At 63.9% G+C, this 21,085-nt stretch carries 15 protein-coding genes; 8 read left to right on the top strand and 7 right to left on the bottom strand.

Annotated features, from left to right (window positions below; genetic code table 11):
* Nucleotides 1-48 precede the first annotated feature (48 nt).
* From I7X13_RS03005 to I7X13_RS03020, 4 genes are all read left to right on the top strand, one after another.
* Complete coding sequence (locus tag I7X13_RS03005; protein ID WP_198074290.1) at nt 49-1,167, top strand: DNA topoisomerase IB; 1,119 nt, start codon at nt 49-51, stop codon at nt 1,165-1,167.
* A 342-nt stretch (nt 1,168-1,509) separates the two neighbouring features.
* Entirely contained in the window at nt 1,510-2,142 is a 633-nt protein-coding gene (locus I7X13_RS03010; RefSeq protein WP_198074291.1) for a (2Fe-2S)-binding protein, read from the top strand.
* 13 nt (nt 2,143-2,155) lie between these two features.
* Nucleotides 2,156-3,139 carry an FAD binding domain-containing protein gene (locus I7X13_RS03015; RefSeq protein ID WP_198074292.1) on the top strand — a complete coding sequence of 328 codons (984 nt, stop codon included), beginning with the start codon at nt 2,156-2,158 and terminating at the stop codon, nt 3,137-3,139.
* 49 nt (nt 3,140-3,188) lie between these two features.
* On the top strand, nt 3,189-5,531 hold the full coding sequence (locus I7X13_RS03020; protein ID WP_233454643.1) for a xanthine dehydrogenase family protein molybdopterin-binding subunit: 2,343 nt from the start codon (nt 3,189-3,191) through the stop codon (nt 5,529-5,531).
* Nucleotides 5,532-5,611: 80 nt separating this feature from the next.
* Here I7X13_RS03020 and I7X13_RS03025 read toward each other — a convergent pair whose 3' ends face one another.
* Together I7X13_RS03025 and I7X13_RS03030 are read right to left on the bottom strand one after the other, a co-directional pair.
* Entirely contained in the window at nt 5,612-7,147 is a 1,536-nt protein-coding gene (locus tag I7X13_RS03025) for a hypothetical protein (RefSeq protein WP_198074294.1), read from the bottom strand.
* 81 nt (nt 7,148-7,228) lie between these two features.
* Complete coding sequence (locus I7X13_RS03030; protein WP_198074295.1) at nt 7,229-8,845, bottom strand: hypothetical protein; 1,617 nt, start codon at nt 8,843-8,845, stop codon at nt 7,229-7,231.
* Between the two features lie 167 nt (nt 8,846-9,012).
* On the opposite strand from I7X13_RS03030, the gene I7X13_RS03035 reads away from it, so the two are divergent.
* Nucleotides 9,013-10,608, top strand: coding sequence for a hypothetical protein (locus I7X13_RS03035; protein ID WP_198074296.1), 1,596 nt, complete (start codon nt 9,013-9,015; stop codon nt 10,606-10,608).
* Here I7X13_RS03035 and I7X13_RS03040 read toward each other — a convergent pair.
* Nucleotides 10,605-11,324: a spheroidene monooxygenase gene (locus I7X13_RS03040; RefSeq protein ID WP_198074297.1), complete on the bottom strand. Its 720-nt coding sequence runs from the start codon at nt 11,322-11,324 to the stop codon at nt 10,605-10,607. The two genes, I7X13_RS03035 and I7X13_RS03040, sit on opposite strands and share 4 nt — an antisense overlap.
* A gap of 96 nt (nt 11,325-11,420) precedes the next feature.
* Nucleotides 11,421-11,933, bottom strand: coding sequence for a pyridoxamine 5'-phosphate oxidase family protein (locus tag I7X13_RS03045; protein ID WP_198068291.1), 513 nt, complete (start codon nt 11,931-11,933; stop codon nt 11,421-11,423).
* 128 nt (nt 11,934-12,061) lie between these two features.
* Between I7X13_RS03045 and I7X13_RS03050 the strand changes: the two genes are divergently transcribed.
* On the top strand, nt 12,062-12,661 hold the full coding sequence (locus I7X13_RS03050; RefSeq protein WP_198074298.1) for an acyl carrier protein phosphodiesterase: 600 nt from the start codon (nt 12,062-12,064) through the stop codon (nt 12,659-12,661).
* Between the two features lie 191 nt (nt 12,662-12,852).
* Here the strand turns inward: I7X13_RS03050 and I7X13_RS03055 are convergent, their stop codons facing one another.
* Both I7X13_RS03055 and I7X13_RS03060 read right to left on the bottom strand, forming a co-directional pair.
* A complete protein-coding gene (locus I7X13_RS03055) occupies nt 12,853-13,368 on the bottom strand; it encodes an FKBP-type peptidyl-prolyl cis-trans isomerase (protein ID WP_198074299.1) in 516 nt (171 codons plus the stop codon).
* A 161-nt stretch (nt 13,369-13,529) separates the two neighbouring features.
* Nucleotides 13,530-15,719, bottom strand: a complete 2,190-nt coding sequence (locus I7X13_RS03060; RefSeq protein ID WP_198074300.1) for a catalase — start codon at nt 15,717-15,719, stop codon at nt 13,530-13,532.
* A 319-nt stretch (nt 15,720-16,038) separates the two neighbouring features.
* On the opposite strand from I7X13_RS03060, the gene I7X13_RS03065 reads away from it, so the two are divergent.
* Both I7X13_RS03065 and I7X13_RS03070 read left to right on the top strand, forming a co-directional pair.
* The gene (locus tag I7X13_RS03065) at nt 16,039-17,199 is read left to right on the top strand and encodes an SMP-30/gluconolactonase/LRE family protein (RefSeq protein WP_198074301.1); all 1,161 of its coding nucleotides are present in this window, start codon (nt 16,039-16,041) and stop codon (nt 17,197-17,199) included.
* Nucleotides 17,200-17,321: 122 nt separating this feature from the next.
* Nucleotides 17,322-19,490 (top strand): S9 family peptidase, encoded by a 2,169-nt coding sequence (locus tag I7X13_RS03070; RefSeq protein ID WP_198074302.1) that lies wholly within the window; start codon nt 17,322-17,324, stop codon nt 19,488-19,490.
* Between the two features lie 146 nt (nt 19,491-19,636).
* Here I7X13_RS03070 and I7X13_RS03075 read toward each other — a convergent pair whose 3' ends face one another.
* Complete coding sequence (locus I7X13_RS03075; RefSeq protein WP_198074303.1) at nt 19,637-21,085, bottom strand: T9SS type A sorting domain-containing protein; 1,449 nt, start codon at nt 21,083-21,085, stop codon at nt 19,637-19,639.

A 21,085-nucleotide genomic window follows, 5' to 3' on the forward strand; every position in this document is an offset into this window, starting at 1 on the left:
TCCCGTAGAAGCTCGACGCTTGAATTCCCCGCGCTTACCCGCCCACCCATGCCCACCACCACCGCCTACCCCAAAACCCGCAAAAAGCAGCTTCTGCCCCAGGATGAGGCGCATATTGTGTACAAAGACCCCGCCCGGCAGGCCGAAATGGCGGGCCTGCGCTACGCCACCGACAGCGGCCCCGGCCTGACGCGCAAGCCTACCCGCAGCGGCAACTTTGTGTACCACGACCCCAAAGGCCAGAAAATAACCGACCCGAAAACGCTGGCCCGCATCAGCAGCTTCGTAATTCCGCCGGCCTGGACGGAGGTCTGGATTTCGCCTTCCGCCACCACGCATTTGCAGGTGACGGGCAAAGACAGCCTGGGCCGCAAGCAGTACCGCTACCACCCGGCTTGGGACGAAATGCGCAGCCTCACCAAGTTTTCGCGCCTGCGCACCTTCGGCGAAAAGCTGGGGCCGTTGCGCGAGCAGCTCAGCAAAGACCTGCGCCGCGCTGCCCTCGACCGCGAAAAAGTGGTGGCCCTGGTGCTCACGCTCATGGACCAGTCGTTTATCCGCGTCGGCAACAAGGAGTACGCGAAGAAAAACGGCAAATCGAAGCCCAGCTACGGCTTGAGTACCCTGCAGGACAAGCACGTGGCTATCCACGGCGCGGACGTGAATTTCAGTTTCGTGGGCAAAAAAGGCGTGCCGCATGATGTGACCCTGCACGATGCCAAGCTGGCGCGGCTGGTGCGCAAGTGCAAGGAAATTCCGGGCCAGCACCTGTTCCAGTTTTACTCGGCCGATGGGCAGCGCCACGCCCTGGAATCGGGCGATGTGAACGACTACCTGCACCGCCACACCGGCTTGCAGCTCTCGGCCAAGGACTTCCGCACCTGGGGCGGCACCGTGAAAATGGTGAGCTGCCTGGAAGCCGTGCTGAACGAGGAACCGGATTTGGCCCCCGAAAAAGTCATCAAAAAAGCCGTGAAGGAAGTGGCCACTGGCCTGGGCAATACGCCTACGGTGTGCTCAAAATACTACATCCACCCGCAGGTGGTGGAGCTGTTCAAATCGGGCCAGTTGATTGAATTTTTGCGCAAGCACGATGCCGAAGCAAAGGCCGACGACCCCCTGACACCCGTGGAGCGGCTGGTGCTGAAAATGCTGGAGCAGGCGTGAGGGCCGGCCGGCTTGTTTGATTTTTGTACTTATTGCTTTGATTTCTATAACGCGGCCTCATGGGTGCAGCCAGAGCTTTGTGTTGTCGCGAAGGCCCCGGAACGAAGGTCCGGCCGGGCGGTTTGGTGAGCAGGGATTAAACATCCCTGCGGGGCCGGCAGTTAGGAGTTAGTGCCGAGGCCTTGACAAGCATAAGGAATAATGAAAAGAGAATGCCTTTTCCTTATTTTGGTTATATTTCTTACGGGTAATGGCAGCGGCCCAGTGCTTTGCCGGGCTGCCCACCCCGCGGTAAAGCGGCCCTGAGCCGGTGAGCCTTTCCCTGACTTATTAATACACGCCATGCAAGAAGACCTTTTTCCGGCCTCCGACGCCCCGCAGCCGGCCGACGACTCGCGCCGCACGTTCATGAAGCAGGCGGGCGGCATTTTCGGCTTTGCGCTGGCGGCGCCGCTGGCCGGGCAGGCCGAGCGCCTCACCGCCTATTCCAAAACCACCACGGGCGTCACCACCCTCACGCTGCGCATCAACGGCCAGCCCCGCACGGTGCAGGCCGAGCCGCGCGTGACGTTGCTCGACGCGCTGCGCGAGCGCCTGGACCTGACGGGCACCAAAAAGGGCTGCGACCACGGCCAATGCGGGGCCTGCACGGTGCTCGTGGACGGCCAGCGCGTGAACAGCTGCCTGACGCTGGCCATCACCACTCAGGGCAAGGAGATTACTACCATCGAGGGCCTGGCCCAGGGCGAGGCGCTGCACCCCATGCAGGAGGCTTTCCTGAAGCACGACGGCTTTCAGTGCGGCTACTGCACCCCAGGCCAGATTATGAGCGGCGTGGCCTGCGTGAAGGAAGGGCACGCCACCACCGACGACCAGGCCCGCGAGTGGATGAGCGGCAACCTCTGCCGCTGCGGGGCCTACGCCAACATTCTGGCCGCCGTGCGCGAGGTGGCGACGCAACAAGCAAAAGGCTAACACAGGCTATTCCATGAACGACTTTAGCTACACCGCCGCCGCCACGGCCAAGGAGGCCACCGGCCTGCTCAAAGACCAGCCCACCGCCACCTACCTGGCCGGTGGCACCACGTTGCTGGACCTGATGAAGGCCAACCTGCTGGCGCCCCCGCACCTGGTCGACGTGAACCCGCTGCCCCTCACCGCCATCGAGCAAACCCCGGACGGGCTGCGCATTGGGGCAATGGCGCGCATGAGCGCCGTGGGCGAGCACCCGTTGGTGGTGCAGGGCTACCCGGCCGTGTCAAAATCCCTGCTGCTGGCCGCCTCGCCGCAGCTGCGCAACATGGCCAGCATTGGCGGTAACCTGCTGCAGCGCACCCGCTGCGGCTACTTCCGCGACGCGGCCTTTCCGTGCAACAAGCGGGTGCCCGGCTCGGGCTGCCCGGCGCTGGAGGGCGACAACCACAACCTGGCCGTGCTAGGGGTGAGCGAGAGCTGCATCGCCACCGCTTATCCCGGCGACTTGGCGGTGGCCTTGGCCGCGCTGGATGCCGTGCTAACGCTGGAAAATGCCAAGGGCAAGCAGCGCCGCGTGCCCATAACCGAATTTTACCTGCTGCCGGGCCGCACGCCGCACAAAGAGAATGTGCTGGAACCGGGCGAGTTAATCGTGGCCGTCACAATTCCCCAGGCCGCCCACGCCCAGCGCTCCACCTACCTGAAGGTGCGCGAGCGCAGCAGCTACGCCTACGCCCTGGCCTCGGCCGCGGTGGGCTTGGACGTGCAGGGCGGCACCATCCGTACCGCCCGGGTGGCCCTGGGCGGGGTGGGCGCGCAGCCCTGGCGCTCGCGCGAGGCCGAAAAAGTGTTGACCGGCCAGCCCGCCACTGAGGCCACGTTCCGAGCCGCCGCGGCCGCCGCGCTGCGCGAGGCGCAGCCCCGCAAGGAAAACGCCTACAAGGTGGACTTGGTCCAGAACACGCTGGTGCGGGCCTTGCAGGAAGTAGCCGGCTAGCGGGCTGATTCAGCGCCGCATTCACCCTCATTGAAAGTACGTTATGGAAATGGAGCCGAATTTTGCTGATACCAACCCCAAAGCCGGCGTAGTAGGCCAGCCCCTGAGCCGCGTGGACGGCCGCGCCAAGGTGACGGGCGCGGCCAAATACTCGGCCGAGTACAACCAGCTGCCGGGCCTGGTACACGCCGTGCTCAAAACCAGCGACGTGGCCCGGGGCCGTATCACGGGCTTCGACGTGAGCGCGGCCCGGCAGGTGCCGGGCGTGCTGGCCATCATCACCCACGAGAACATCCCGAAGCTGGCCAAAACGCCCAACAACCCTCAGGACCAGCAGGCGATGGGGCCGGGGGCGCACATGGGCTTCCTACCGCTTACTTCCGACCAGGTGCATTATGCCGCGCAGCCGGTGGCCATTGTGGTGGCCGACACCCTAGAGCGCGCCCAGCACGCGGCCGCGCTGCTGCGGGTGCAAATATCGCCCGAAACTCCCGTGGCCTCGTTCCGCGACCCGAAGGCGGAGGAGTTTAAACCTAAAGAAGGCCGGGCGGCCCAGCTGCCCAAGCCGCGCGGCAACGCGCAGGCGGCTTTCGCCGGGGCGCCCATCCAACTCACCGCTACGTATGAGCACGCCATCAATCACCACAACCCGATGGAGCCGGGCGCGACCACAGCCCACTGGGAAGCGCCCGACCGCCTCACCGTGTATGATGCCACCCAGGGCATTGTATGGACGCAGCAGGCGCTGAGCGTGATGCTGGGCCTGTCGGCCGACCAGGTGCGGGTAGTGAACAAGTTTCTGGGGGGCGGCTTTGGCTGCAAGGGCAGCGTGTGGCCCCACACGGTGCTGGCCGCGCAGGCGGCGCGGGCCATGGGCCGGCCGGTGAAGCTGGTGCTCACCCGCCCGCAGCAGTTCACGGGCATGGGCCACCGCGAAGACCAGGACCAGACCCTGCGCCTGGGCGCCACTTCGGAGGGCAAGCTGCTGGCGCTGCTGCACGAGAAAACTTCGACCACCTCGCCCTGGGATGCCTACGCCGAAACGAACAGCAAAATAGTGGACCTGCTCTACGCCTGCCCCGCTTTTGAGGCCACGGCCAAGCTGGCGAAGGCCAACGTGATGACCAGCACCTTTATGCGCGCGCCCGGCGAGGCCCCCGGCTCGTTCGCCATCGAGAGCCTGATGGATGATTTGGCCTACCGCGTGGGGGTAGACCCGCTGCAAATTCGCCTGCTCAACTACGCCGACCGCGACCCCAGCACCGGCAAGCCCTGGAGCAGCAAGAGCCTGAAGGAATGCTACGCCCGCGGGGCCGAGCTGTTTGGCTGGGCCAAGCGCAATCCCAAAAACGGGCAGATGCGCCAGGGCAAGCTCTTGGTGGGCTACGGCATGGCCTCGGGCACTTACCCCGTGCACAGCGGGCAGGGCAACGCCCGCGTGCGCCTCTACGCCGACGGCCACGCCGTGGTGCAGGCCGCGGCCACCGACCTTGGCACCGGCACCTACACCGTCATCACCCAAACGGCGGCCGACGCGCTGGGCCTCGCGCCGGAGAATATCCGCTTCGAACTGGGCGACAGCCAACTGCCCAGCACCATCGTCTCGGGCGGCTCGATGGCGGCCGGTACGGTGTCGTCGTCGGTGTATCTGGCGGCGCAGGACGTGTGGCAGAAACTCACCAAAGTGGCGGTAATGGACAAGAAGTCGCCACTCTTCGGGGCTAAGCCTACTGATATAGAGGCCAACGGGGGGCGCTTGCAGCTCAAGGCCAACCCGGCTAAGGGCGAAGGCTTTGCCGAGATAATGAAACGGGCCATGATGACCGACCTGGAAGGCAGCGCCACCGGCCGCTACGGGGCGGGCTACGAGTCGGCGCAGGCCGCGCTCAATGCCAAGCAGGACGCGGCTGGCGGCAAAGACGATGCGGCCGGACACTCGATGCACTCGTTCGGAGCGCACTTCTGCGAGGTGCACGTCGACCCCGACCTGGGCACCGTGCGCGTCAAGCGCTGGGTGAGCGTCATCGGGGGTGGCCGCATCCTGAACCCCAAAACGGCCCGCTCGCAGATTATGGGCGGGGCCATCATGGGCATTGGCGCGGCCCTGATGGAGGGCACTGTGCGCGACCCCCATCTAGCCCGCTACACCAACGCCAGTCTGGCCGACTACCACGTGTGCGTGAACGCCGACATTCCGGAGATGACCGTTGAGTTCGTCGACGAGAAAGACCCCTACATCAACGCCATGGGCGTGAAGGGCATCGGCGAAATCTCCATTGTGGGCACCTCGGCGGCCGTGGCCAACGCCATCTACCACGCCACCGGCCGGCGGCTGCGCAGCCTGCCCATCACCCCCGACAAAATGCTGGAAGCTCTGCGCCAGCCAGCCTAGGGTCAGGTTACTGACGAGATAAAAGGCCTGTTACATCTGGCCAGCGGCTGCTTGGGGCAGTACAGCAAGCGCTTGGAGGACTATTCCTCCGGCGGCTTGTCATAGGCGCGCTTGGCCGGTGCGCTTTCCTGCGTGAAGCGAATGCCCCGGCTGCCACCGGCGGCGCGAAACTCGTCGTGGCCCGCGCCGCCGTAGATGCGGATAGCGGGCTTGCTGGCGGGTTTCGCGCCATGCGCTTCCACGGTGAAAACATCGTCGCCCGCCAGTCCTTCCAACTGAATGAGCCGGGTTTCGGCCGGCAAAAAGGCGCGGCGCAGAAGTGGGGCGGTAGTGCCGGTCGCCAGTGGCTCTACGATTACCACTGTCGAATCGGCATAGCGTCGGATGGTGAACCGCTCGGCCCGCGCCGTGCCGCCAATGCGCGGGCGCTTGGCTAGTCCCAGGTAAAAGCCGTCGGCCAGAGCGGGCAGGGCGGCGCGGCGGGCTTGCAGGGCCGCGATAGTGCGCGCGCCTTCCAGGGCGAACGCTGACGCTGGCAGCCGGCGCACTGCCCGGGCAATGAGTGTATCGGGCAGGCGCTGCTGCATGGCCACGGCGGCGGCCTGAAACTGTGCCCGGCTCAGGCCATTCAATATACGCTGGTCGAGGTAGTGGCCGGAGGACATCAGCCCCGCTGGATTCTTAAACTGAGGAGCAAAGGTGGCCCAGTGCCGCAGAAATACGTGGCCGATGAGCCAGCCCAGCACGCCATCATCGAGGCGGTAGAGGACCATGTCGCGGTCTTTGGGCAGCGGCGCCAGCGTGGCGGGGCCGGCTTCGGTAGGCCGGACCACGGCCCAGCTCCACTGGCCGGGGTGCCGGTCCCAGTCGCCCAGCCAGCCATCCAGCAGGCGGGCGCGCAGCAGGTCGGTCGGAGCGAAGCGCTGCTCGGGGCTGGCGAAAGCGGCGGCAAAGGCCTTGGTGCTGTTGATAACGGCAGCGGGCGGCGGGGTGGTGGGGGCTGCTTTTTCCTCCAGATAAGCCAGCTGGCCCCGGAAGTGCCGCAACGAATCGGTCTGAAATGACGGGTCGTCGGCCCGCACGTAGAACAGGCGCGGCGAAGCGTGGGGTACTCCGGTGGCGGCCGCCAGCGGCGGCACCACCAGCGCCGCGTAGGGATTGGTGGAGGAGATGTTATCGCGCAGCACATTCACCAAAAAAGTACCCCGCACCAGTTCCGGCGTGGCCCGGATGGGGTCCTTGTCCACGGTGCGCACCACGTAGGCGCGGCCGTCGGTGCCGGTCAGGTTCAGGCTGGTGCTGTTGAAGCCGCCGCCCACTTTGCCGGGCGTGAGGCCGCCGGGGTGTGCGCTGGTCAGGCGCAGTACCGGTGCGGCCACCGGAGCGGCCCAGGTGGGGCGGTGGTGGCGGCCCACCAGCGCGTTGTAGAGGCCGCCGTGGCGGGCGTATTGCCGACCGGCGGTGGCGCCGTGCACGCTGTCGGCCGAAGCGGGCAGGGGCGCGGTGGCATCAAGCCGGGCATCGGGCTGGAAAAACTGCCTGCGCACGCAGCCGGTGCCGAGTAGCCCAGCCAGTACGCCTCCCAACAATGTATAAAAGCGCAAACGGAGAGGCATCAGGAGCAAGCAGCGTAATAGGGTTGGGCTTTGAACGGGAGGGGGCTGAAAAAGGCTGGCCGATTTTGGCAGGAGGCACCATTAATCATCGTTGAGCCGATTGTAGGCGCGGTGTTTCTTTCTGGGCAGGCTGGGGCGGTGGCTGCCGGCGGCGGTCATGTCGGAGGCTTCGTCGAAGAGTTTGAGCCGCCGGCTGCTGCCTTGCAGCAACAATTGGTCGTGGCCTTCGCCACCGTAGAGCAGCACGGGCATGGGCCGGTGGGCTGCGGTGGTAGTTACTTCGAATACGTCGTCGCCGCCCAGGCCGTCGAGGCTCAGCGTCTTGGTTTCGGCAGTGAAATACGTGCGCCGGAACCGGAGGGAGTCGCCGGCCGAAAGCTGGCTCAGGGCTTTGGAAAACACCCGCACGGTAGTAGAATCGGCGTAGCGGTGCACCACAAACCGCTCGGCCTCGGCCGTGCCGCCCAGCGTGGGCTCGTGGGCCAGGGTGAGGTAATATTCTTCGGCCGCCTGCGGCAGGGTTTCGCGCCGGGCCTTCAGGGCGTTGCCGAGGCGGGCCCCTTCGAGGGCAAACACGGCGGGCGGCAGGCGGTGCAGGGCGCGGTCAATCACGGAATCGGGCAGGCGGCGCTGCAGGTCGCGGGCGGTGCGCTGGAAATCGGCCCGCGTCATGGCCGAGAGGCCGCGCTCGTCGATAAACTTGGCTTGGAATACCAGTCCGGCCATGTTGTTGTACTGGTTGCGAAACGTCTGGAACTGCGGCGCAATGAACGGCCGAGCCGCCAGCCAGGGAATCACCCCGTCATCGAACCGAAAATATACCTGGTCGCGGTCCTTCGGAATGCCGACGTAGCGCACGCGGCCCCCGACTTCGGGAAACTGCGCCCAGGTCCACTGCGCCTCGTGGCGGTCCCAGTCGCCGAGCCACACATCGAGCAGGCGGGCGCGCAGGAAGGCGGGCTGGTCGATAAAATAAGAAGGGTGGTGGTACACCTTTTTCAGCATGGCCTCGCCGCCGTCAAAATCGACGGCCGCGGCCAGGTCGGGCGTGCGTGCGGCGGGGTTGTTATACTTTTCTTCGAGCAGCGCCAGCTTGCCCTGAAACCGGGCCGAGGACTCGCCCAGGCCGGTTTCATCGGGGCGCACGTACACCAGGCGCGGGCGGGTGTGGGGCACGCCGGCCGCCTGCGCCAGCGGCGGCACCGTAAGCGCACCGTACGGGATGGCGGCCGAGGTAGCATCGCGCACCACGTTGAGCACGAAGGTGTGGCGCAGCACCAGCGGCAGGGTTTTGTAGGGCTCCTTGTCGAGGGCGCGCAGGGCGTATTCGCGCTTCCCGGCGCCTTCCAGGGTCATGCTGATACTTTGGTAACCGCCGCCGGCCTTGCCCGCCGTAAGTCCGCCCGGTGCGGCGGTGGCTAGGTCCAGCACGGCAACCTTGACCGGGGCGGCCCACACGCGGCGGTAGTGGCGGCCCAGAAAAAACTGATAAAACTTGGAGTGGCGGTTGTATTGGCGGCCGGCCGTGGCCAGCACCGAGTCGGCCGGGCCTGGCAAGGCGGCCGTACTGCCCGGGCCCACGCGGGCATCGGGCTGAAAGTAGTTGTGGCGGGCGCAGCCGCCGACGGTCAGCCCCAGGCCCAGCAGCACCAGCAGGCGCGGGCAAAAACCGGGGCAATGAACAAAAGAATCAGGCATTCGGAAAAAGCGGCAAGCGCGAATGAGCCTTTAACGCAGCTTCCCCGTAAAGGTGGGCGGTGGGTGGTTTCGACTCATTGCCTGACAGCTTCTACTGTCGACAAATACTTGCTTGTTAGCCCCGCTGGGTGCTCCGTAGTTTTGGAAAATTGCTGCTTATGCCGGGTATGAATACTGAATGGGGGCCGTGGGCACGGAGCCTGTGGGCGGGCGCAGCCGCGGCAATTTTGGGGAGCTGCGCCAACCCCAAAGCCCCCGGCGCGGCAATGCCGCAATGGAGCGCCGATTCGACCACCGTCCGGCTGGCGGCCGGGCCGCAATATGCCCGCAGCACCGTCTGGAATTTCTTTTTTGGGAAACACTACCGCAGCGTGTGGGCCACGCCGGTGACGGTGCCGGTGCTGAGCCTGGCCACGGCCGTGCCCGGCGGGCTGGTGCCCCTGCAGGCCGGCGGCAGCTACCAGAGCCACACCCTGCGCCTGTGCGCCCCCGATGGTCGCGAGTACGTGCTGCGCTCGGTGGACAAGGACATGAGCGCCGCGCTCAGCCCCGGCTGGAAACGGAACCTGCTGCGCGGCCTGCTCAAGGACCAGACCAGCGCCACCCAGCCGTTCGGGGCCTACCCGGCGGCCTGCCTGGCCGAGGCAGCCGGCGTGCTGCACGCCAACCCCCGGCTGGTATTTGTGGGACAGGATGCTGGCCTGGGCAAGTTCAAAGCCAGCTACGCCAATGCGCTGTACCTGTTTGAGGAGCGGCCCGACGGCGACCAGAGCGGGGTGGCCAGCTTCGGCCACGCGCCCCGCGTGGTGAACTCGGCCCACATGCTGGCCGCTCTGCGCCGCTGGCCCAGCGCCCACGTGCCCGCCCGGGCCTTTCTGCGCGCGCGTCTGCTCGACATGCTGGTGGGCGACTGGAGCCGCCGCGAAGACCAGTGGCGCTGGGCCGCGTTTCCGCAGGCGGGGCGGCGGGCGTTTCGGCCCGTGCCGCGCGACCGCGACCAAGCATTTTTTCTGTTTGATGATGGCTTGGTGACGCGGCTGGTGTCGTGGTTTGCGCCCAAGTATCAGACTTTTCGGGCCACCATCCGGCTGGAAAATGTGGACGGCCTCACCACCACAGCCCGCGCCCTCGACCGCACCCTGCTCACCAGCCTCAGCGCGAATGATTTCCGGGAAGTGGCCGATTCTGTTCGGGCCAGCCTGAGCGATGCCGTGCTGGCCCAGGCCTTCAACTCCGGCCCGGCCGAAATGCGGGCCAGCCTGGCAGCCAAATTCGTGCCCATGCTGCGCTCCCGGCGCGAGCAGCTGCCGGCCGTGGCCCAGCAGTATTACGCCCTGCTGAACAAGCAGGCTTGGCTGATTGGTACCGACCAGGCCGAACGATTCATCCTGAGCGAAGTGGGCGGCAGCCTGCGCGTGCAGCTGCTGGCCCGGCGCCCCGGCCGGTCCGACAGCTTGGTTGTGGACCGCACCTTCAACCGAAAAATCACCCCCCAGCTCGACCTTTACGGCCTGGGCGGAGACGACGTGTTTGAGCTGCGCGGCGCTTTGCCGCAGGGCATTGCCGTGCGCCTGTACGATGGCGGCGGCCGCAATCAGGTAATCACCGCCTCCGGCGCTACGCCGGGCAATGTTACCTGGTACACGGGGCCCGGCGAGCGAATTATTGCGCATCCGGCGGGCGTGCAGGTGGAGGCCGACCCAGACCACGAGCTCACGGCTAATGGCCGCGCCTGGCTGCACCGCTACAATCTGGGCGATTAGCCCGGCCTCGTCATCAGCCCCGCCAGCGGCTCCCGGCCATCGATTGTGCCCTCGCTGCTCAGCACCTGGAAGCGGGCAAACAGCTCCTCGGCGTACCAGTTTTCGCGGCGCGTGAGCTTGATGACTTCGCGGTGCTTGGCGTCTTTATACGCGTATTCCTGCATGGCCCGGGCCGATTCCCACACGCTGAACGTGGCCTGCCGCACCAGCGGCAGCTCGCCCAGCCCGATGGCCGCCCGCACGCCCGTAGCGTGGGCCAGCGCGGCGCTGGTGGGCTCCACAAATTTCCAGAAACGCGGCACTTTGCGCCAACGGATGCTGGCGCGGGTGAGCACGGCCACGGGCGCTTCGGCCGGGCCCGAAACCGGGTTGGCGTAATAGTCGAAAGGGTTTTTGCCATCCCACAAGCCCTGGGATTTGATGGGGGCAAGGTGCACGGTCCACTGCTCGGCGCTGCGTTGCTGGTAGGCGGCCCACACGGCATTTCGGCTGAAAAACGCTTCGGCAAAGGCCACATCTTCCCACACGGCCATCAGGCCGTAGCGGTCGAAATTGGGCCACGCCCCAAAGCCATTGGCTGCGCCGCTGCCCAGCAGCTTGCTAAACCGCAGGCCCGGCACGCGCTGCAATTGCGGGGGGGCGGTGCCCATCTGGGCCAGTGCCCAGCGCCGGTGGCCGGGCTTCAGGGTGAAAACAGTGAGGGTGGTGAGGTGCATGGAAGTAATGGAAGGGCCGGCCGCCGGTCAGCGGGTTTCTGGCAACAAAAAAAGGCCGGAATTGCTTCCGGCCTTTCAGAATCACAAGCTCAAAACCTACTTGGGCTGCACCTGGGCGTGCTGGTTCACGTCATCGTCCTTGCTGCGCTCGCCCGTTACTACGGCGCGCACGTAGGCGTAAGCCTGCACCAGCAGGCTGCTGGGGGAGTCCCAGTATTCAGCTTTTTCAATCTCCACTTTCAGGATGTTGATGTGCGGGTCGTCTTTGCCTTTTGGGAACCAGCCGCGCATAGGTTCGCTCCAGAGCTCGGCAATTTTGGCTTCGTCGCGGTAGGCATTGGCCCGGCCCGACACCGAAGCGTACACGTTGCCGCTCGGGTCGGAATAGCTCAGGTTCACCTGGCTGTCCTTTTTGATTTCGTAGACTTTGGCCGATTCTGAATCGGTGAGGAAGTAGAGGGCGCCGTCTTTGCCAGGCTTGATGGTGGCCATGGGGCGGCTGTGCAGGCTGCCGTGCTCGTCGGTGGTGGTGAGCATGGCCATGCGCACGTCTTTGATTTTATCGAACAGTTGGGTCAGGTCGTGGGTTACGGGCGACTTTTCGGACATGGGAAAGAGAATTGGGGAGGTGAAAGAATAGGCCGCGACCAAAACATGTGGGCGGCGTATGGGCTTACGGCAGCCAGCCGGCCGGGGTTGAATAAAAGCCCGGCCGTGCCCGTACCTTGCCCGTTATCATGAACTTTCTGGCCCATCTTTTCCTTTCCGGCGCTCCGGTTTCGGCCACTTATGCCGACGTGCTGCTCGGCAACTTCATTGCCGACTCGGTGCCCGGCCGGCAGCTCGAAAAATACCCGCCCGCGGTGCAAACCGGCATCCGCCTGCACCGCGCCATCGACACCTTTACCGACCAGCACCCGGTGGTGCGCCGCAGCACCCAGCGCCTGCGCGCAGCCGGCTACGGCAAGTACGCCGGCGTGATTTCGGATATGTTTCTGGACCATTTTCTGGCTCGCAATTTTCTCGAATACTCAGCCGAAACCCTGGCGGATTTTACCCGCCGCGTCTATGATAATCTGGCGGCTAATGAAGCCGTGATGCCACCGCGTGTGCAGCAGTTCTTTCCCCACCTCGTGCAGCACAACTGGCTGCTGGGCTATGCCAAAATGGAAGGCGTCGGTCGGGCCCTCAGCGGCCTGAGCCGCCGGGCGCTGCCAGGCTCGGGCATGGAAACGGCGGTAGAGGAGCTGGAGCGGAATTACGCGGCGTATGAGGCTGATTTCCGGGCGTTTTTCCCGGAGCTGCAGGCGTTTGTGGCGCTGTCATTGCGAGCGTAGCGAAACAACCGAAGGTCAGCGTAGCTAATCCGTCTTGTTCTCACCGACCAATCTACATAATGTGAAAAGCCCCGGTACTGTGCAGTGCCGGGGCTTTTCGATAAAGAAAGAGGCTGGTTTTGTCAGGACGGATTGCCACGGCCTGCGGCCTCGCAATGACAGTTCTGCTGGCTGATGGCCGGTCGAACCGATTAGTGCTGGTGGCCGCCTTCGCCGTGCACGTGGCCGTGAGCCAGCTCCTCGGCGGTGGCATCGCGCACGTCCTGCACCTTGCCGTGGAAGTGCATCACCATGCCGGCCAGCGGGTGGTTGAAGTCCATTTTTACGGCCGATTCGCCGATGCTGACCACCTTAGCCTGCATGTGGTTGCCTTCGTTGTCGGCCATGGGCAGGAAGTTGCCGGGCTGGAGCATTTCCTCGTCCAGCTTGCCGTCGATGAGGAAAACGTCTTTGGGGATTTCGACCAGGGCCTGCTCGTCATAGTCGCCGTAGGCCTGCTCCGGGGTGAGGCTGAACTGGAACTCATCGCCGGGGTTCTTGCCATTGAGCTGGGCTTCAAAGTCTTCGGGCAGACCGCTGTGGCCGAACAGGAATACCATGGGCGCATCAGCTTCGGCCGATTCGACCAATACTTTTTCTTGGTTTTCGTCGGTCACGCTAAGGTCGTAGGTGATGGTGACGACTTTTTTATCGCTGATTGCAGCCATGAGAGTAAAGGGGGATTGGGGAGGAGAGAGTGCCAGCCCGGGCGGCTGATGCACAAAGAAAGGAAGTTCTGGCGGGAACGGCGGGCATGTCAGGAAATTAAAGCCCGTCATGCCGGGCGCAACGCGGCATGACAGGCTTTTCCCTACATTCGGCCCAGAACCTACGCCGGCATCGCCTTCAGCTCACGGCTCCAGAAGCGGTGTTTGGCAATGGCCGCGATGAACTGCGTGGCCAAGCCACTTACCTGCGCGTCCTGACTGGTTGCAACGCCATCGGCTTTCAGAATATCCTCGGCCCCGGGGTAGGCGGCGGCTTTCAGCAACTCAATGCCCACGCCCGAAGCCGCAATGGGCTTGCAGTGGCGGAAGGCCTCGTTCACGAAGCGCACGGCGTCGGCGTTCTGCTTGAGAACAGCAACGCTGGCCTCGCCACCGGCCACGTACACCGCATCATACAGCACCGAAGCGGTGGAGAGGAAGGTGCCGTTCACCAGCAGCTCCTCGCCGCCCGCGCCCGTGATGGTGCCCAGGTGCGTGGCCACAATGGCGGTCTGCGCGCCTTGGTCCATCAGTATTTTCATGAGTTCGCCAATGGCGGCCACGTCGGCGCCATCGGTAGCCAGGATGGCAATGTGGCGGGTTTGGATGCTGGCTTTGCCTTGGTTGATTTTGGCGTCCGGGGCAATGCTCAGAGCCGAGTCCTGGCCGATGTTACTGGCGGCGGGTTTCGACTGGAGCGAGGCGGCATCCGCATCGGCCCCTACCTGCAGGTTGAGTTGCACGCCCTCGGCCGAGGGGACTGTCACGCCCAGGCCTTCGGCCACGCGGCGCACCAGGTCGCTATCAATCTGGGCCAGCTGCATCAGCGTGCGGGTGCGCACAAACTCCTTCTGCACGTGGCTGAGCTCGAAACGCAGGGCCTTCACGATGTGCATCTTTTCGGCATCGGACTGGCTGTTCCAGAATAATTTAGCCTGGCTGTAGTGGTCCACGAAGCTCTTGCTGCGCAGGCGGATTTTGTGGCCTTCCACTCGCTCATGCACTGAATTGAAGCCGCCTTCGCTGCGCTTGGCTTGCTGCGGGAAGTTGTCGTTCAGCAGGTTGGGACCGTAGCTGGTCTGGCCCTTGTTGATGGTTTGGCGCATGTGCCCGTCGCGCTGCCCGTTGTGAATGGGCGCAATGGAACGGTTAATCGGAATCTCGTGGAAATTGGGGCCGCCGAGGCGCGTGAGCTGGGTGTCGGTGTAGGAAAACAAGCGGCCTTGCAGCAGCGGGTCGTTCGAAAAATCGATGCCCGGCACCACGTGGCCGAGGTGGAAGGCCACCTGCTCGGTTTCGGCAAAAAAGTTGTCGACGTTGCGGTTGAGCACCATCTTGCCCAGCAGCTGCACGGGCACTAGGTCTTCGGGAATGAGCTTGGTGGAGTCCAGAATATCGAAATCGAACTTGCGCTCGTCTTCTTCCTCCACCACCTGCACGCCCAGTTCCCACTCGGGGTAAGCGCCCATTTCGATGCAGTTCCAGAGGTCGCGGCGGTGGAAATCGGGGTCTTTGCCCGAAATCTGCTGGGCTTCTTCCCAGGCCACCGCGTGCGCGCCCTGCTTGGGCTTCCAGTGGAATTTTACGAAGCGCGACTTGCCGGCTTCGTTGATGAGGCGGAAGGTGTGTACGCCGAAGCCTTCCATCATGCGCAGGCTGCGCGGCAGGGCGCGGTCACTCATGGCCCAGAGCAGCATATGCATGCTCTCGGGGTTGGTCGAAATAAAGTCGTAGAAGGTGTCGTGAGCCGAGGCCGCCTGCGGAATCTCGTTGTGCGGCTCCGGCTTCACGGCGTGCACGAAGTCGGGAAACTTGATGGCATCCTGGATGAAGAACACCGGAATATTGTTGCCCACAAGGTCGAAAACGCCTTCCTGGGTGTAGAATTTCACGGCGAACCCGCGCACGTCGCGCGCCAAATCCGACGACCCGCGCGAGCCGGCCACCGTGGAAAAGCGCGTGAACACCGGCGTTTGCACGCCGGCCTGCAGGAAGTCGGCGCGGCTCAGGTTGGCGTTGTTGCCGTAGGCTTCGAAGTAGCCGTGGGCGGCCACGCCGCGGGCGTGCACCACGCGTTCGGGGATGCGCTCGTGGTCGAAATGCGTGATTTTTTCGCGCAGTATGAAGTCTTCCAGCAGCGTGGGGCCGCGCTCGCCGGCTTTCAGGGAATTCTGGTCGTCGTTGATGCGCAGGCCCTGGTTGGTGGTCAGAAACTGGCCGTAGCCGTCTTCGCGGTTCTGGGCCAGCTCGTCGGTTTTGGCGGTGCTCACGGCGTCTTCGTGGGTCTTCTTGGCTAGTGGTTTCTTGCTCATGGAAAGTAATCGGCTTGGGTTAGTGGCGTAGGGTGAACGTGACTTGGCGGTGACGGTTAGGCATAGTCCGGACAAATAATTCGGGCATTTTTTGGTGATGCTGGCTAGCGCTTGAAGGTCAGTAGCCACGGTACACCTAGTGAGGAGCCTGTGCAAATGACTTTTTGGTGAGGATGCAAAGGCTTCATCCGGTTTTACGCCTTGCGCAAGCCATTCAGAACCGGTCCGTGACGGTGGGCCGAATAACCTGGCTTAGGCGTGGCGCGTACCCGAAGGCAGTGCTTTCTAATCCCAGCTTTCCTTTCAACTCCAAATCCAAATGCGCAATAAATCGCACCAAGCGCTGGCTGCCGCGCTGCTGAGTGGCAGCCTGCTGGCCGCCTGCCAATCCAACCCGCCCACCACGCAGGACGAAGCCGTGAACAAGGAAGCCGTGGTGAAAACTGACTCAGCGGCCGCCCCCGTGGCCAAAGCCGACTCGGTGCCCACCATCGGCAGCCCGCAACTGCTTTTCACCCTCGACGACGCCCACAACACGCCCGATGGCCTGGCGCTGGCCCCCAACGGCCACCTCATCCTCTCGGTGCCCAACTTGGCCGACAACAGCCAGCCGGCCTCGCTGATGGAGATTGATGGCATGACCATCAAACCCTTCGCCACCAACCTGCCCGTGGAGCCCACCACCAAAAAAGCGGCCCCAATGGACCTGGCTTTCGGTCCCGATGGCAACCTCTACTACGCCGAAAACCAGTACGAAAACAGCAAGGATTTCAAATCGCGCCTGATGAAGGTGACGATGAAAAACGGCAAGCCCGGGGCCATCACCACGGTGGTCGATAACTTCGCGCTGGCCAACGCCGTGGTCTGGAAAGGCAACACGATTTACGTGACCGACAGCCAGTGGGACCTGCCCGATAACGACAAAGGCAGCGCCATACTTAAATTTTCGCTGGCCGAGCTGAACAAGGGCACCGTGCACCTCAAGCCCAAAACCATGGACCCGCACGTGCTGGCCACGTTCACGACGACGGTGAATGAAACCGGCGTGGACAACGGCGCCGATGGTATGGACTACGATAGCAAAGGCAACTTTTACACGGGTTCCTTCGGCGACGGCAAGCTGTACAAGGTTTCGTTAAAGCCCGATGGCAGCCTGGCCAAGCAGGAAACCCTGCAGCTCAAAGGCAAAGCTATTCCCTGCGTCGATGGCCTGATTATCGACCGTGCGACTGATAAAATGTACCTCTGCAACTCGCGTGAAAACGCCATCGAAATCGTGGATTTGCGCAACGGCAACGCCGTGACCACCCTGGCCCAAAACGGTGATACCGACGGCACAGGCGGCAAGCTCGACCAGCCGGCCGAAGTGCTGCTGAAGGGCAAGCGGCTGTATATCTCTGATTTCGACAAGCCGGAAAAGCATTTTGTGAACTCGAAATCGGACGCACCGCACACGATGTCGGTAATTGACCTGCCGTAACTCAGGGCCGCCGTTACTTCCAGCAAAAATCCCCGTTGGCGTCCGCCGGTGGGGATTTTTGCTGGAAAAAGAGGGTAAATTTGGCGTTGCAACTTATTGCATTCGTTCTCATCTATTCCCGCATGATTCAACTTTTTGCCCGCCGTGCCGCTCTGGCCGGGGCCTTTTCGCTGCTAACCACAGCCGCCGCCTGGGCCCAGTCCCCCGGCACCCAATGGACCAAAGACGGCTACGGCTACCTGCAGGTGCGCCCCGACTCGGTGGTGCAGCTCGACATTCGCCAGCCCGGGAAGGTGCGCACGTTGCTCAGCAAGCGCCAGCTCACGCCCGCCGGCCAAACGGCCCCGCTAGGCGTGCGCCGCGTGGCGCTGTCCGATGATGGTCGCCTTATCCTGCTCAATACCAACACCAAAAAGGTATGGCGCTACGATACGCGCGGCGATTATTGGGTGTACGACACCGGCACGAAGCAGCTGACACAGCTGGGCAAGGGCCGGCCGGAGTCGTCGCTGATGTTTGCCAAGTTTTCGCCCGATGGGAGCAAGGTGGCCTACGTGAGCGGCCACAACCTCTTCGTGGAAAACTTGGCCGACCACGCCATCACCCAGCTCACCACCGACGGCACCGACAAGCTCATCAACGGCACTTTTGATTGGGTGTACGAGGAGGAGCTGGACTGCCGCGACGGTTTCCGCTGGAGCCCCGACGGCCAGCACCTGGCCTACTGGCAGCTCGACGCCAACAAGACGCGCAATTACTTGATGCTGAACACCACGGACGCGCTGTACCCGTTCACGGTGCCCGTGGAGTACCCTGTGGTGGGCGAAGACCCCAGCCGCTGCCGGGTGGGTGTGGTGGCCGTGAGCGGCGGCGCTACGAAGTGGATGGACGTGCCCGGCGACGCCGTGCAGCACTACATTCCGCGCATGGAATGGGCCGGAGCCAATGAGTTGATTATCCAGCAGCTCAACCGCCGCCAGAACGAGAGCAAGCTCATGCTCTGCACCGCCGCCACCGGCGCGGTGAAACCCATTTACACCGAAACCGACAAGGCCTGGATTATGGCCAAGGACGAGCCCGTGGGCTGGGACTGGTTGAAAGACGGCAAAAGCTTTGTGTGGGCCAGCGAGAAGGACGGCTGGCGTCACCTTTACCAGATTGACCGCAGCGGCAAAGAGAAGCTGCTCACGCCCGGCAACTACGACGTTATCAGCGTGGAAGGTATTTCGGAGGCCACCGGCACCATCTACTTCCTAGCCTCGCCCACCAACGCCACCCAGCGCTACCTCTACAAGGTGCCGCTGAAAGGCGGCAAGGCCGAGCGCGTGACGCCCGCCGCCCTCAGCGGCACCAACACCTACGAAGTGTCGCCCAACGGCAAGGTGGCCCTGCACCGCTACGCCAGCGCCAGCAGCTACCCGGTATCGGACGTGGTGGCCCTGCCTGCGCACCAGCGCCTGAGCGGCGGCGAACTGCCCGAGCAGGCCAAGAAGATGAAGCTGCCGAAGACCGAATTTTTCCAGGTGAAAACCGCCGACGGCGTGACCCTGGACGGCTGGATGGTGAAGCCCACCAACTTCGACCCCGCCAAGAAATACCCCATCGTGTTCATGGTGTACGGCGAGCCGGCCAGCCAGACGGTGACCGATAACTTCGGCACAGGCTTTAACCGCCTCTACCAGGGCAGCATGGCCGACGACGGCTACATCTACGCCTCCATTGAAAACCGGGGTGCTCCGGCTCCGCGCGGCCGCGAGTTCCGTAAGTCCATCTACCACAACCTGGGCAGCCTCAACATCCGCGACCAGGCCATGGGCGCTAAGGAAGTGTTCAAAAACAGCTGGGTCGACACCAGCCGCGTGGCGGTGTGGGGCTGGAGCGGCGGCGGTTCCTCCACGCTGAACCTGCTGTTTCAGTACCCGAAGATTTACAAAACCGGCATCTCCATTGCGGCGGTTGACAACCAGCTCAACTACGACAACATTTACCAGGAGCGGTACATGGGCCTGCTGCCCGAAGACAAGCATTATTTCGTGGACAACTCGCCGCTGGCCCACGCCAAAAACCTGCGCGGCAACCTGCTGCTCGTCCACGGCACCGGTGACGACAACGTGCATTACAACAACGCCGAGCAGATGATAAACGAGCTGGTGAAAAACGGCAAAACCTTTCAGCTCATGGCTTACCCCAACCGCACGCACGGCATCTCGGAGGGCGAGGGTACCAGCAAGCACCTGGCCGCTACCTACACCAAATTTCTGAAGGAAAATTGCCCGCCCGGCGGCCGGTAGCAAGCGGTTGTGCTGCGCTCAGGATTAGAGTGAATTAAAACGCTAATAGTCACAAAAAAGAGGCGCGGGGATTTTCCCGGCGCCTCTTTTTTGTGGTTGAGACCGGCTGCTTATGCTTGGGCCGGAGGCTGGTTATTGAAGCATAATTATTCGCGTATAATCTTAACGGTGCGATGAAAAGCATTGTGACTGATGCGGCACACGTACACACCCGAAGCCAGCACGGCGGCCTCGGGCAGCGGCAGCGTATTGCTGCCAGGCACCAGCGCCGCCTCGTGCCGGAGCACCGTGCGGCCCACCCCGTCGAGCACCACGATGATAACCGGGCCAGCCTCCGTAGTGCGGAGCAGCAGGTTCAATTCGGAGCCGAAGGGCTGCGGGTAGGCCTGCACAGCGAAGCCTCCGGTGGCGGGTACCTGCACGGTACGCACGGGCGAGTAGCTGAAAGTGCCGTCACGGTCCACTTGGCGCAGGCGATAGTACACCAGCTCGGCGGCGTAACGGGTCAGGTTGGGGTCGGGAAGCGAGTAGTCGTGGCGCTGGGTGCTGCTGCCCTGGCCCACCACCGTGCCGATGCGCTGAAACGTGCGACCATCGGGGCTGGATTCGACCTCGAAATGGTCGTTGTTTTTCTCCGAGGCGGTGGTCCAGCGCAGCAGCGCGTCGGGGCCCTGGCGCTCGGCGGTGAAGCTGAGCAGCTCCACCGGCAGCGGGTTGGCCAGGTTGCTCACCGTGAAGCGCGAAAGGCCGGCGGTGCTCACCGTGAGGGTGCGAGCCGCGCCGCTGGCGGGGGGGGCCGCGGCCTGCCAGGCGGCGCTGTTGTCGGGCATGCGCCACACCTGAGCTTGGCCAAATGTCAGGCCGTTATCGTCGTCGGGCAGCCAGGCCAGGGCAAGGTCGACGGGGGTGGTGGGCTGCTGGTCGGATACCACGGTCCAGACGCGGTCGATGCCTTTCTGGCTGGCGTTGGCGGGGTTCTGGCCGTAGCTCAGGCCGGCGGTTTGCAGGCCAGCGGTGCGCGTCACGCGCACGGTGCCGAGGGTGTTGCTGTTGGGATTTAGCCCGAAACCGTTGCCAAAATCGACCGAGGCGCTGCCACTTACGTTGGCCCGGTCTACGCGCAGGTTGCCCTGCACGTAGCGGCCGGACGCTTCGCCCGTGAGGGTCGCGCCATCGGGCAGGAGCAGGGTGGCGGTGGGGGCGGTGCGCAGCAGGCCGCTGGTGAGTTGCACCTGCTGCGTTACGGTGAGGTTAGTGGGCAGCAGCACGCGGTTCTGACCCAGTGCGCCGGTGTTGCGCACTTCGAGGTTGGCGAGGCTGGCCCCGCCGGGCGTGAGGGTCTGGTCGGTACTGCCGGCCATTACCACGCTGCCGGTGCCGGGCGCGATGGTGCCGGCGTTGGTCAGGTTGCCGGCCACCTGCACAGTGCCGTTGTTGGTCAGCGTAGCGCCAGCCTGGTTGCTGAGGCTGCCGGGCAGCGTGAGAGTAGCGCCGGGGCCCACGGTGAGCTGGGTGCCGATGTTGGTAAGGTCCTGAGCCTGGGCAGCGGCCACCCCCAGGATCAGGACGGCGGCCAGGGAAGTCGACTTCTGCAT

The organism is Hymenobacter negativus (genome assembly GCF_016056375.1).
Lineage (GTDB): Bacteria > Bacteroidota > Bacteroidia > Cytophagales > Hymenobacteraceae > Hymenobacter > Hymenobacter negativus_A.